Here is a 12,072-nt window from a genome sequence, read left to right as displayed (position 1 = left end):
TTACGACAGATAGGGCGACGAGTACTGTGGGACTCGCTTTCGGTCCTCCCGGCGGGAGGCGCGCAGCATCAACACTCGACCGAGCAACTCGGACAGTCTGCCATACGGGGCAGGGGCTCCGCCAATCGAGCCGGAGAGAATACCCGCAGGGTGACGAAGGTCAAACCCGGGCGGGGCTTGTCCCCCACCCGGGCGCATCGACCATGATTCCGATGTGACATATGACATGGACCTGAACAGCGCCGCGATCCGCCTGGAATCGCACATACATGCCTGGCGGGCGGAGGGCCTACAGGTCGCGGACGGCCTGTGGTCGGCGGACCTGGCCGCGCTGGACCTACGGATCGCCTCTCCGTCCTGGCAGGTCCAGCTCGTCGTCCAGCTGTTCGGGGCCGGCCGGGCGCATGTCTTCTTCCTGGGACGGGCCGACTCCGTCGGGGAAGGCCACCGGGTCTCGTCCCTCGACGCGTGGAGCACGCTGCTGACGGAGTCGGTGGCCCGCGCCTCCCGTGTACGCCTGGTACAGGCCCGCCTGCTGACCAGTACCTGTACGACCGGCTGGCTGGACTGGATCCACGGCGAACTGTGGCTGCTTCCCGAGGGTCTGCTGCGCATCCGCAGCGGGTTGATGCAGACGGTGGCCAACTCCCACGGCTCCGGCCTGACGGCCCGGGAACCCTACCGACTCATTGCCCACGACCCGACGACGGTCCTGGCCGCTCACCCCACGAACAAACTGATCCCGTTCTCGGGGATTGCCACAGCCCGCCTGCACGGCGGGCTGACCACCTCCGGCCTGGAGGTGGTCATGACGGACGGCACCCGCCACAAACTCCTGTGGGCGAACTGGGACCCGGCCCGCCGACTCCTCCGGGAGCGGCTGCTGCCGCTGTTGGGTGGACGCCTCACGCACTGACCGGATGTCCTGTACACCCCCGACGACGCCGTACGACGCTCAGCGCACGTCGATGTAGTCCTGGGCGCTGGTGGCGGTGCCCGTCGTCGAGTTGCCGTAGTACACCCACCGGAAGAAGCCGTCGGCGGAGGCGGTGACCGTGGTGCGCAGGGCACCGGCGCTGTTGGTCGTCACCTTCTTGAGTGTCTTGAAGGTGGTGGCGTTGTTCGCGCGGAACTGGAGGCTGACCGTACTGGCGGCGTAGGGACCGTTCCTGAAGGTGGTCCAGTTCGCACGGGTGAGCTTGCCCTTGAGGGTGAGCTTCTTGCCCTTGGCGACCGGCTCCGGGGTGGCGTCGGCGACGGCGAGCTTCGCGGCCCGCCTCAGGGAGACACTTCCGGGCCTCGTCTCGTACTCCTGAGCGACCACAGGGCCGTCGCCGGCCGGGTAGAGACGGAGGGACACGCCGATCTTCCACGTGGTGGCGTCGTCGTTGGAGTCGATCTCGTCGCGCGCCGCGGGGTCGATGTACATCGCGCCCTCGCATCGGGCCCTGTGGGCGTCGAGCTCGTAACAGATGTATCCGCCCGGCCCCAGGTAGTTGTCTCCGCTGTCGGCCGCGTGCGTGATGTTTCCCCGGTAGAGGAAGGGGTGCGCGTCATAGCGGGACGGGTTGTCCGTGCTGTACCCGGCGGGCAGGGTGATGTTGAAGCGGGTGGGCGGTTCCACCACCCGCGACGTGCCGATCACGATCGGCTTGCCGTTGTTGATGACCAGGTCCGACAGGACGATGCCCGTGTCCTTGGCCTGCGCTGCCGGGGCGTTGAGCACCGAGAGCGCGAGGACTCCAGCTGTCGCGATCACGGCGGCGGTACGTCTTCGGCCCCGTATACCTGCGTTCATGCGCACCTTCTTCCGGTAGCTGCTCGATCAACTGCCGGAAGCGTACGAGATCCCGCAGTTCCCTCGCAGCTGAGGAACTCGACTTGCTGGTACGCCTGTTGCTGGAGCAGCCCGCGCATACGTGAGGACGCCCCCCGGCTCGTCTGTCCGTCCGCCGCGCCTCGGCGTCGCTCAGTGGCCTGAGTAGGAGATCCGCTCCGCACAACTCGCCTCCGCCACCTCCGACCTTCCAGCCGAAGGGCATGCGCCGCCCGTCCGGCATCCACTCCAGAACTGCGACGACTGTGAGCGGGCCTTCCGCGGTCCGAAGCCCGGCAGATGCGGCGAAGGCCGTCAACTCGACGGCGGACCGGCTCTCGGAGTCAGCCACCCGTCAGGGTGAACATCACCAACTTGGCTGCTGCCAGCCCCTGTTGGACTCCTACGCTCACAGCCAGATCCACCTCGGAACATGCCAAAGGCAATTTCTCAACGCATGGCTCGTACGACCTCACACTCCCAGGAACCCTTATGGTCAGCGCGCCCCACGAGGCGATGCACCGCATCTTCCAGCACGATCCACGCCTCTTCAGCCGCCTCTCCGACGTGCTCGGCTTCTCGCTCCCCACCCCGGTGGAAGTCACCGTCATGCCCACCGACCTCACCGAGACCGAGCCTGTCGAACGCCGCGTGGACACCCTCCTACGGCTGAAGAGCGCCGAGCACGGCTCCTACCTCCTGGCCATCGAGTCGCAGCGGACGAAGAACCCGGCCAAGCCCGCGAGCTGGGCGTACTACACGTCGTACTTGTGGACCACGTACAAGCTGCCCACCGCGCTCATGGTCGTGTGCCAGGACCACGCCGTGGCCAAATGGGCCCAGCAACCGGTGACCAGCGGCCCGCCCGGACTGCCCACGCTCACTCTCACGCCCCTCGTGGTGGGCCCGCACAACACCCCCGTCATCACCGACCCGGCCGAGGCCCGCGCTGACCTGGCACTGGCCGCCCTGTCCGCCATCACGCACGCGACCGATCCGGACATCTTTGCCATACTGAAAGCACTGTCCACAGCTCTGCAGGGCGAGCCCGAGGACATCGCCGACCCGATCATCGAATTCACCGCACAAGGCATGGGCGACCGCCCGGCCAGGCAGTACTGGAGGAAACTGGTGGCCGTGGACCTCTCCTTCTACAAGTCGTACATCGCGGAAGAGATCCGCGACGAAGGCCGAGCACAGGGCCGAGCACAGGGCCAGGCCGAAGGCCAGGCCACCGCCATACTGCTCGTCCTGGAGCAGCGCGGCGTCGACGTGACCGATGAGATCCGTGACCGGATCACCGGCTGCGACGACACTGAGACACTGCGCACCTGGCTCACCCGCGCCCTCACCGCCACTTCCGCTGCGGACCTCTTCGCGGACCAGTAACCGAAGTCCCGCCGACCGCAGCGCGCCGTCTGTCGGAGCCGCACACACATGGCGCGGCTTCGACAGACGGTTCATCCAGCTGGTCGGTCGTTGGTTCAGCGCACGTCGATGTAGTCCTGGCCGCTGGTCGCGGTGCCGGTGGTCGTGTTCCCGAGGTACACCCACCGGAAGAACCCGTCGGTGGAGGCCGTGACCGTGGTGCGAAGGGCACCCGCGCTGTTGGTGGTGACCTTCTTGAGCGTCTTGAAGGTCGTGGCGTTCTTGGCGCGGAACTGGAGAGCGACCGTGCTGCCGGCGTAGGGGCCGTTCTTGTGGGTGGTCCAGTTCGCCCGGGTGAGCTTGCCGGCGAGGGTGACCTTCTTGCCCTTGGCGACCGGCTCCGGGGTGGCGTCGGCGACGGCGAGCTTGGCGGCGCGCCTCAGGGAGACGCCACCGGGCCTTGTCTCGAACTCCTGGGCGACGAGAGTCACCTCGTCCGCCTTGAACAGACGCAGCGACACAGCAATCCGCCAGTTGGTGGCGTCGCTGTTGGAGTCGACCTGCTCACGCGACGGATGGGGATCGATGTAGAGGGTGCCCTCGCAACGAGCTTTCTTGGCGCTGACGTCATAACAGGTGTATCCGCCCAGCCCTATGTAGCTGTCCCCAGTGTCAGCCGCCTGCGTCAGACTTCCCCGATACAGAAAGGGATCCGTGGAGTAGCGGAACGGGTCGTCAGTGCCGTACCCGGGAGGCAGAGCGATATTGAAGGTGACGGGCGGTTCCACCACCCTCGAGGTGCCGACCACGATCGGCTTTCCGTTGTTGATGACCAGGTCCGACACGACGATGCCCGTGTCCTTGGCCTGCGCTGCCGGGGCGTTGAGCACCGAGAGCGCGAGGGCCCCGGCTGTCGCGATCACGGCGGCGCTACGTCTTCGGTTCATTCAGGCCTCTCCGATGTGTAAAGGAATCGGAAAGGCTACACCGGTGTGATCAACTGCCGGACGCGTACGGGATGAACTCCGCCCAGGCGGTGGGGGCGAGAGCGAGACGGGGGCCCTGGGGGGATTTGGAGTCGCGGATGTGGATGAGGGTGGGGGTGGTGGCTATTTCGACGCAGTCGCTGGGATTGCTGCTGTCGCTGTAGCTGCTCTTGAACCAGTTGAGTTCCGTGGCGCTCATAGTGCTCCCAGCGCTTGCTCGATGAAGGCCAGCGACTCCCCCGGGGAGAGCGCCTGAGTTCGGATGATGCCATACCGCAGTTCGAGGATCTGGAGCTGCCTCGGGCTGGAGACCGGCCGTCCGCCGAACTCGTCGTCGGTGCGCCCCGCTCCCGTACCGTCCCCGAATTTCAGCACCTGGATGCGACCGCCTGTTCCCGGGTGATCCGCGCGTGCGGTCGGCATCACCTGGAACTCGACGTTCGGCAACTGGGCGACCTCCAGCAGGTGTTCCAGCTGTTGCCGCAGCACCATTGTCCCGCCGATGGGACGTTCGAGAGTCACCTGTTCCTGGACAAAACTGAGCTCCGCAGCAGGCTCCCGCTGGAACACGGTCTGCCGCGCCATGCGCCCAGCGACCGCCCCGTCCAGATCCTGCGTCGAGAGCTTGGGCCGCCATGTCCCGAGCAGCGCCTGCGCGAACTCCCGTGTCTGCAACAGGCCGTGGATGTTGTGGTTGCTGTACAGCAACATCTCGACGGCCCGGTCCTCCATCTTCTTCAGCTCGCGCACCTTCTTCGGGTACTGAGCCTTCTCCACGTCCTCCTTGAAGGACCTCAGATGCCCGTGCGCGTTCAGAACATCGTCAGCACGATCCAGGAACTCCACCCTTGGAATCCGTGCCCCACGCTCGATCTTGCGGATCATGTCCTCGCCGTACCCCATGGCTTGGGCGAAGTCGGCCACCCGCATCCCGGCCTGCTCCCGGCAGAACTTGACGAGTCGCCCAAGCCCCTCCATCAAGGGCGCACTTTCGTCTCCGGGCTCGATGTCCCAGCCAGCCTCGTCCATACCTTCGTTGCTCATGCCCACCCACCTCCAACGCGCACCCGTACCCGCACGTCATCCGAGACAGCCGAGACAGGGCGAGACAAGAACCGGACAGCACGGATACGCACCGGCGTCACCGCACGTCAAGGCAAGCATGTTCGGCCACGCTGAGTGACATGAACCAAGAAACCGTCGATCACCGGACCCAACTCATCGGCAACACCAACAACTTCAGCGCCCTCCTGCCGCCCACGCCCTGTGGAGCCCGGCAGGCTCGTCAGCTGGCGGTACAGCAACTGCGCGAATGGAGGCTCCCGTTGGACCCCGCCGAACATCTCGTCGCCGAACTCGCGGCGAATGTCGTGACCCACGGCCGCGTACCCGGCCGCGATTTCCGGCTCGCGCTGTACGTCATGGGCGCCACCTTGCGCATCGAGGTGACGGACACCCGGGACGACGTGATGCCGGGGGTACGGGAGGTGGGGCCGGACAGCGAGTCGGGGCGGGGACTGGTGATCGTGGAGGCGTTGGCGGAGCGGTGGGGGGTGAAACTGGGGCCGCGGCCTCGGAAGACGGTTTGGGCGGAGTGTGGGGTGGGGTGAGGGGGGTGCCCTACAGGTCGCCTGGTTCCGGCTGCGCCGGCTCGCCCTTGTCGTCCATCGTCGTCCAGGTCACCTCGAAAAGATCCTTGTCGGCCTTGGAAGGAATGCAGGCTTCCAGGAGGACGATTCCGCTGGTGAGCCTGACGTATGTCGGCGGCAGCGGGGTATTCCGGAAATTGGCCATGAAACGGGCCGCCCGCTGACGCTGTGCCTCGGTCAGGGCGCTCTCCGGCACTGCCTGTGCGCTTCCGCTGAGCAGCCCAACGAGCCGTTCGGCATTTTTCGGATTTCCGGTGAAGAGGCGAATCCAGGACTGATCGGCAAACGTCAGGCGCAGATCCGCGCCGACCTTGCTGTACTCCATTTGCCGGGCCCCGGAGATGGATTCCCGCGGAAATTCCGCCAGGACGCCGACTTCGTCCAGGAAGAGCAGTCGTCGACTGGTCAGCACGAGATCAGTGACGTACCCCTCCGGGCGGCGCCCGGGATCAAGCTCCCACGGCACCGCACGGGCGAGCGTGCCGGGGGCGGCCCACATCACGGGGAAGTCGTCGACCTCGTTCTCCGGTTCCTCCGGCTTGCCCGATCCAAGACCACTGCCAAAGGGTGAGCCGCCGGCTCCGCCGATGTTGGCGATGATGTTCGCGATCACGGGGATCGCGGAGAGGAAGCCACGTCCGACACGACGCGCAGTCTGATCGCCCGCCGTACGCGGAGTGAAAACGGGGCCCGCAGGCCATCCGGTCAGTTCACCCTGGATGTCGTTGCGCTCGAGGTCCCGGAACCATCTACTGCCGGAGACCGCAGGAGCCACACCGGTCGCGAATTTGACGGTAATTCGGTAGAGCTGGTCTTCGTCGGCGGCGGGATTCCAGTCCATCAGTACGTCATCTCTCCTGAGCTGGGGAATTCCAGCGATCCGACGATTCCGGCAATGGCGTGCGTGAACTCGTCCCACTGTTCCACAGAGGCCGTGTCCAAGGTGATCACGACGGTGTAAGGACCTGTCGAGAAGGGGATGTGTACCTGGATCTGCCCCATCGTCAGTTCCTCGTCATCGCCGCTCTTCGTGTACTGGCCGTCCACCACGAGCTTACGGAAGGAGATCACCGACACCGCTGGCCCGCAAGGTAGGTCCAACCAGGTCACGTCACGAAGGGGATCGGGGCCAAGCGTCGCGAAGACGCCCTGGGCGACGACGTCCGGATCCGCTTTCCCGGACTCGAACACCGCCACCGTGAGCGAGCAGTGCGCCACACCGCCGCCGTCCCCGATGTCGTACAGCCCGATACCGAAGAACGAGACGCCGCCCGACGACATCTCCTGTGCTGTGGTGCTGTACAGGGCGCTCATCGCCTCCCACAGGGGCTCCTCGCCCCGTGGGTAGATGTCCCGGACCAGCTTCCTTACGGCTTCGGTCCGTTCGGTCTCGTCGAGGGAGACCTCGATCGCATGCATTCCCTCGGGAAGGCGGATGGTCATGGGCGGCAGCGTCACGCCTTCCACGACCGGCATCCGAAGTTCTTCGGAGTTGTCCATACGGCGGTGCTCAGTTCCCGTAGTCGTTGGTGGCGATGGTGTGCGCCTTATTGCCGGTGAGTGCGCCCTTGATGGTGGCGTCCAGGGCGCGGCCCGCGTTGCTCATCGGCGCGATGATGTCTTCGGCGCTCTTGATGAACGGCAGCTTGGACGCGACCAGGTTGATGCCCTGAGTTCCGAGCAACTGTCCCTTGCGTACGTTCTGCAGTCCGCTCTCGACAGCGAGGGCCATACGGCTTCCGCCGGCCTCGAGCTTGATGACCGGGATGGTCTTCGCAGGGCCGAAGAGAACGAACAACTTGCTTTCTGCCTCCGCCGCGCGAAACCCCGAGCCGAGTTTGAGAGCGCGTGCACCGGCGTTAGCGCCCTTGGCCAGTTCGGCAGTCCCCGTGAGCCCCTTGACCCCCGGCAGAATCCCCAGCGCGTCGAACCCGATGTCCGCCCAGCTCACATCCGCCCCGGCCGCCTTGGCCACCACATGGGTCAGTAGCGCGGCACCGCTCGTGATCATCGCCGCGGCGGCGAAGATCGCCCCGATCGGCTCGAAGGGGGCGGTGATGATGGCAAGGACACCCAGGGCGCTGCTGACCAGGCTCAGTACGTCGCCGATCTCCTTGATCAGATCCGCGTGCTCCTTGAGCCAGTCCCCCGTGGCACCCCACGCATCCGCGATCCCCGTGCCGAGCTTGTCCCAGAAGCCGGGCTCGTCCGGGGCGATGTCGGCGGCCTTGTCCAGCTCCTTGCTGATGTGACCGGCGGCCCTCCGGTAACGCTCCTCCAGTTCGTGGACCTTCTGGATGACCCCGTTGACGTCACCGGAGGCCTTGCCGTACTCATCAGTGCCCTCCTTGGCCGTCGACTTGGCGTCGAGCTTCTCCTTGGCGGACTTGTCCAGGCGGTCCGTCTCCTCCTGGAATTCCTGGAGTTCGCCCGCCCAGCGATGCAGCGCACGCGAGGCCTTGTCGAAGGAGTCATGGCTCTTGCGGATGAGCGGGGTGACGTCCTCGCCTATGTACTCCGTGAACGCGATCGCGGTCTTGCCCTTCCAGGCGCCGCACTCGATCCGCTCCAACTCCCCCAGCGCCGTGCCCAGTTCGGTCGCCAGCTTGCCGAGCCGCCTGGCGAGTTCCCGGGTGTCCTCGACGTCTCCCGGGGTGGGGTCCCAACCTATGCTCGGCGGGACGATCCGCTGACCCGCCACGTCACTTGCCCTTCTTCGAGGCCTTGGCGGCCTTGAGGGACTCGGCCAGCTCCAGGTCGAGCCCGTCGAAGGTCTCGGCGATCTTGTTGATCATCTTCACCGCGCCCTGGGTGTGCTTGCCGAGCTGCTTGATGCCGTAGCCCCAGTCGTCGGCGAAGTCCTGCACGTCCTCGACCAGCCCGCTCTCACCGACGCACGAGGCATCCGCGCTGCGCAGACTGCGCCGGGTCGCCTCCATGCGGTCGCTTATCGAGGAGAAGGTCTTCTTCAGGTCCGCGAATATGGTGTCGTCGAGACGCAGGTCACTCATATGCGGCATCCGCGGCGCTTCACAGTTGCTCCCCCGTAAGACATCAGTGCGATCAAGAGAACGAAGGTACCGATGGGATCGGTGCGGCCGCCACTCCGAACCTGATCCGCGAGCAGGGAGTTTGTGAATTTTTGTCGGTACTTTTGTAGACGCTCGCCTCTGACGGACTCAGGGCAGCTCCGCCCAGGTCCCCATGGTCGCCTCCAGCGTCCAGATGCGGACCTCCGCCCGCACCCTGGCCGCGTACAGGTCCCGCTCCGCCACGATGCTCAGGTCCCCTGTGCCCAGCTGCTGGCGCGCGGCATGCTCGGTGAGGTTCATGCCCGTACTGCCGCCGTCGCACAGGGCGCCCAGGAACGCGCCGTCCCAGGTTCGCTCGTGCAGGACCCACGGGGCCTCGCCCAGCGCAGTCCTGCGCAGTAGCGCCATGAACACGCCCGCGCAGCGCCGACGTGCTTCCCCCTCCTTGACCTGGAAGACGTGGTTGCCGGTCTCCACCACCGTGGCCGTCGGCAGAACGAAACGCACGCCGGCCTTCAGCCTGGCGTCCATCTCCGTCAGGACCTCGGCGCGGTGATCGTTCATGAAGGGCACGTCGAGGATCTCCACGAAGACCGACGTGTCCAGGAAATCGACGACCGGGAGCCGGAGGCCGGGTCGACGCGGCGGCTTGCTCACGCTCACGTGCTCACAGGCTCCTCAGGAAGTCCTCGACACCGACCACTTCCGTGTCCCGGGGGCGCACGGCGTCGGGCAGACGGCCCTTGCTCACCGCGTCCCCCAGATCGCCGGCCGCGAGCAGGTCGACGTATCCGGGCAGCTCCGTGAGCCGGGTCAGGCGGCTCTCGCCCGACTCCGGGTCCCTGCTGCACACGATGACACCCGAATGATCCTGTGCGGTGAGGGAGTTGAGGAGGGCCGGGCTGTGGGTGGTGAACAGCACGTCGATACGGCGGCGGGCCGACTCCTCCTTCATCAGCCGCAGTACTCGCGCGGCCTGGGTCGGATACAGGCCGTTCTCGATCTCCTCGACCACCAAGTGCCGCTGCGATGCGGCGCCGTGATCATCACCGCCGTCGACTACGGGAGCGCTCAGCAACGCCGTGCCGCAGGCCAGGAAGCGCAGCATTCCGTCGCTGAGGAGCCGGGCCGGTACGTCGTGTTCGGTGCCGTGGTAGCCCGCCTCACGCAGTACCAACTGCACGTCACCCAGCGCCGTACCGACGCTGCTGATCCGACGGATCGGGTACTCGGGCATGCCCGCCACCAGTTCGGTGAGCCGGTCGAACGCGAGAGGGTCGGTCGTACGCAGGCTCGCCACCGCCGCGCTCAGGTTGTCGGCGTTGCGCCTCAGCTCGGTGTCGCGGGCATTGACGTACTGCCTCATGAGGTGCGGAACCGGGTCCAGCAGGAACATCTCGCGCAGAGCCGTGAGGACGGTCTGCGCACCCCGGTGCACCAGCCTCCCCGCCTCTGTGGTCGTGGGCACCGCGACCGGAACCTGGCTGGTCAACAGCCTGTCAGGGTAGGCCGCACCACCCAGCACCGGTGCCGTCCGCCCAGCGAAGTAGCGCACGCCTCGGTACTTGTGGTCACGGGTCACAAGGGTGCGACCGTCCATCTTCCGGTTGGCGTAACTCACTCCGGTCACGGCTGTCAGCCGTTCGTTCGCGATACGGACCTCGGGAGCGACCTCGATCTGTACGTCGAGGTCGAAGACCTTCTCCCCCGACCGGATCCGGCACCCCAGGAAAAACGTGTCCTCCCCCAGCGGAGCGCACCCTTCCGCCCCGCCCCGGATCGGCTCCTCGCCCCCGCCCCGGGGCCCGTCCAGCGCGTCCCGAACCGACTCGCCCGACGCCAGCCGGGACAACACAAGCAGCGCGTCCAGGGCGTTGGACTTGCCGCTGCCGTTGCGCCCGATGAGGATCGTGAGGTTCTGCAGGGGAAGGACCTGGTTGGTGAAGCTCTTGAAGGAGTGCAGGCGTACCTCCTCCAGTCGGGGAGTCTCCACCGGGCACCTCTCTCACTCGCGTCGCTGACTCGGACAGGCCGGGCACTGTCCTCCCACCAGCTAAGCAGCAGCCCACGCGACCCGTCCAACGGCACCCGCCCGCGCCCCACGATCACTCGTACGGACCCCCAGCGCTCAGCACCTTGTCAGTCCCCCGCCCCCAACCCCTCCCCCACCGCCGCGAACGCCGGCTTGCGTCCGTACCCCTCGTCCATCAGTGTCGCCGCGCCCTGTCCGCCGAAGACGCCCGGCACCCACGAGTACTTGTCGCTGAACCCCCATACCGTGAACGAGGTGCACCGGCGCGCGTGGACGCACGCGTCCAGCAGGCCCCGGAAGTACGTCGCCTGCGTCGCCAGTTTCTCCTCGGTCACCGGCAGGATCATCCGTACGTCCACCTCCGTGAACGCCGTCTGCATGCCCAGCTTCTCGAAGCGGGCGAGGTTCTCGGCGACCTGGCCCGGGAAGCCGTACTGGATGGCCAGGTGGCCCTGGATGCCGAAGCCCTGGACCGGGACCCCGGCCGCGCGGAGGCGTTTCGCCAGGTCGTAGTAGGCCGTCGACTTCACGTTGACGCCCTCCACGTTGTAGTCGTTCAGGAACAGCTTGGCCTTCGGGTCGGCCGCGTGGGCCCAGCGGAAGGCGTCCTCGATGTAGGTCGGGCCCAGTTCGCGCAGCCAGATCGTGTCGCGCAGCGAACCGTCCTCCTCGAAGACCTCGTTCACCACGTCCCACTGGTAGATCCGGCCCTTGTACCGCTTCACCTCCTTGGTGATGTGGTCCCGCAGGATTCCTCGGAGCTCCCGCGCCCCTATCGAGCCGTCGGCGACCCCCGTCGTCAGCCATCCCGGCAGCTGGTTGTGCCACACCAGCGTGTGCCCCCGTACCGCCTGCCCGTGCGCCCGCGCGAAGCGGACCAGGTCGTCCGCCGGCCGCCAGTCGTACGTCCCCCGCGCCGGCTCCACCGACTCCCACTTCATGACGTTCTCGGCGGTCACCGAGTTGAACTCCCGGGCCGTCGTCCTCCGGTACGTCGTGTCGTCGGCCAGTGCCGCCATGTCCACGGCCGTGCCGATGCGTACGCCGGTGCCGGCCGCCAGCGCCCTCAGCGGGACGGGGTCCGGGTGCGCGGAGGCCGGCTGCGCACCCGCGCCGGTGATCGCCAGCGTCGCACCCAGCACCGCCACGGAAACAGGCATGCGGAAGACGTTCATTTACGGGTCCCCTC

Annotated in this window: 14 protein-coding genes; 3 read left to right on the top strand and 11 right to left on the bottom strand. The window is 66.7% G+C overall.

Annotated features, from left to right (window positions below; genetic code table 11):
* The first annotated feature begins 214 nt into the window (after positions 1-214).
* The gene (locus PV396_RS20865; protein WP_319206653.1) at positions 215-916 is read left to right on the top strand and encodes a hypothetical protein; all 702 of its coding nucleotides are present in this window, start codon (positions 215-217) and stop codon (positions 914-916) included.
* A gap of 39 nt (positions 917-955) precedes the next feature.
* On the opposite strand, the gene PV396_RS20860 is transcribed toward PV396_RS20865, so the two are convergent.
* Complete coding sequence (locus PV396_RS20860; protein WP_319206652.1) at positions 956-1,798, bottom strand: hypothetical protein; 843 nt, start codon at positions 1,796-1,798, stop codon at positions 956-958.
* A 510-nt stretch (positions 1,799-2,308) separates the two neighbouring features.
* Between PV396_RS20860 and PV396_RS20855 the strand changes: the two genes are divergently transcribed.
* Entirely contained in the window at positions 2,309-3,205 is an 897-nt protein-coding gene (locus PV396_RS20855) for a hypothetical protein (protein WP_319206650.1), read from the top strand.
* 95 nt (positions 3,206-3,300) lie between these two features.
* On the opposite strand, the gene PV396_RS20850 is transcribed toward PV396_RS20855, so the two are convergent.
* From PV396_RS20850 to PV396_RS20840, 3 genes are read right to left on the bottom strand one after another with little or no spacing between them, the layout of a single operon-like run.
* A complete protein-coding gene (locus PV396_RS20850) occupies positions 3,301-4,131 on the bottom strand; it encodes a hypothetical protein (protein ID WP_319206648.1) in 831 nt (276 codons plus the stop codon).
* Positions 4,132-4,180: 49 nt separating this feature from the next.
* Positions 4,181-4,369, bottom strand: a complete 189-nt coding sequence (locus PV396_RS20845; RefSeq protein WP_319206646.1) for a DUF397 domain-containing protein — start codon at positions 4,367-4,369, stop codon at positions 4,181-4,183.
* Entirely contained in the window at positions 4,366-5,214 is an 849-nt protein-coding gene (locus PV396_RS20840; RefSeq protein ID WP_319207378.1) for a helix-turn-helix transcriptional regulator, read from the bottom strand. The genes PV396_RS20845 and PV396_RS20840 overlap by 4 nt, the downstream gene beginning before the upstream one ends.
* Positions 5,215-5,354: 140 nt before the next feature.
* On the opposite strand from PV396_RS20840, the gene PV396_RS20835 reads away from it, so the two are divergent.
* Positions 5,355-5,780 (top strand): ATP-binding protein, encoded by a 426-nt coding sequence (locus PV396_RS20835; protein WP_319206644.1) that lies wholly within the window; start codon positions 5,355-5,357, stop codon positions 5,778-5,780.
* Positions 5,781-5,790: 10 nt separating this feature from the next.
* Here PV396_RS20835 and PV396_RS20830 read toward each other — a convergent pair whose 3' ends face one another.
* From PV396_RS20830 to PV396_RS20800, 7 genes are all read right to left on the bottom strand, one after another.
* Positions 5,791-6,660 carry a hypothetical protein gene (locus PV396_RS20830; protein ID WP_319206643.1) on the bottom strand — a complete coding sequence of 290 codons (870 nt, stop codon included), beginning with the start codon at positions 6,658-6,660 and terminating at the stop codon, positions 5,791-5,793.
* The gene (locus PV396_RS20825) at positions 6,660-7,319 is read right to left on the bottom strand and encodes a hypothetical protein (protein WP_319206641.1); all 660 of its coding nucleotides are present in this window, start codon (positions 7,317-7,319) and stop codon (positions 6,660-6,662) included. Before PV396_RS20825 ends, PV396_RS20830 begins: the two co-directional genes overlap by 1 nt.
* 10 nt (positions 7,320-7,329) lie before the next feature.
* The gene (locus PV396_RS20820) at positions 7,330-8,520 is read right to left on the bottom strand and encodes an enoyl-CoA hydratase/isomerase family protein (protein ID WP_319206639.1); all 1,191 of its coding nucleotides are present in this window, start codon (positions 8,518-8,520) and stop codon (positions 7,330-7,332) included.
* A gap of 1 nt (position 8,521) precedes the next feature.
* On the bottom strand, positions 8,522-8,830 hold the full coding sequence (locus PV396_RS20815; RefSeq protein WP_319206638.1) for a hypothetical protein: 309 nt from the start codon (positions 8,828-8,830) through the stop codon (positions 8,522-8,524).
* 168 nt (positions 8,831-8,998) lie between these two features.
* A complete protein-coding gene (locus PV396_RS20810; protein ID WP_319206637.1) occupies positions 8,999-9,514 on the bottom strand; it encodes a hypothetical protein in 516 nt (171 codons plus the stop codon).
* 4 nt (positions 9,515-9,518) lie between these two features.
* Complete coding sequence (locus tag PV396_RS20805; protein ID WP_319206636.1) at positions 9,519-10,844, bottom strand: AAA family ATPase; 1,326 nt, start codon at positions 10,842-10,844, stop codon at positions 9,519-9,521.
* Between the two features lie 146 nt (positions 10,845-10,990).
* The gene (locus tag PV396_RS20800; RefSeq protein WP_319206634.1) at positions 10,991-12,043 is read right to left on the bottom strand and encodes an endo-1,4-beta-xylanase; all 1,053 of its coding nucleotides are present in this window, start codon (positions 12,041-12,043) and stop codon (positions 10,991-10,993) included.
* Positions 12,044-12,072 lie beyond the last annotated feature (29 nt).

Origin of the sequence: Streptomyces sp. ME02-8801-2C (assembly GCF_033793965.1) — a bacterium.
Taxonomy (GTDB): domain Bacteria; phylum Actinomycetota; class Actinomycetes; order Streptomycetales; family Streptomycetaceae; genus Streptomyces.
The sequence above is the reverse complement of the archived record's forward strand: the minus strand, read 5'-3'. Positions and strand labels throughout refer to the sequence as shown.

Bases quoted from the DNA above. Each gene is read 5' to 3' on its own strand.
- PV396_RS20855 (WP_319206650.1), top strand. From the start codon at position 2,309: ATGGTCAGCGCGCCCCACGAGGCGATGCACCGCATCTTCCAGCACGAT.
- PV396_RS20850 (WP_319206648.1), bottom strand. From the start codon at position 4,131: ATGAACCGAAGACGTAGCGCCGCCGTGATCGCGACAGCCGGGGCCCTC.
- PV396_RS20815 (WP_319206638.1), bottom strand. From the start codon at position 8,830: ATGAGTGACCTGCGTCTCGACGACACCATATTCGCGGACCTGAAGAAG.
- PV396_RS20835 (WP_319206644.1), top strand. From the start codon at position 5,355: ATGAACCAAGAAACCGTCGATCACCGGACCCAACTCATCGGCAACACC.
- PV396_RS20825 (WP_319206641.1), bottom strand. From the start codon at position 7,319: ATGGACAACTCCGAAGAACTTCGGATGCCGGTCGTGGAAGGCGTGACG.
- PV396_RS20800 (WP_319206634.1), bottom strand. From the start codon at position 12,043: ATGCCTGTTTCCGTGGCGGTGCTGGGTGCGACGCTGGCGATCACCGGC.
- PV396_RS20830 (WP_319206643.1), bottom strand. From the start codon at position 6,660: ATGGACTGGAATCCCGCCGCCGACGAAGACCAGCTCTACCGAATTACC.
- PV396_RS20860 (WP_319206652.1), bottom strand. From the start codon at position 1,798: ATGAACGCAGGTATACGGGGCCGAAGACGTACCGCCGCCGTGATCGCG.
- PV396_RS20845 (WP_319206646.1), bottom strand. From the start codon at position 4,369: ATGAGCGCCACGGAACTCAACTGGTTCAAGAGCAGCTACAGCGACAGC.
- PV396_RS20840 (WP_319207378.1), bottom strand. From the start codon at position 5,214: ATGAGCAACGAAGGTATGGACGAGGCTGGCTGGGACATCGAGCCCGGA.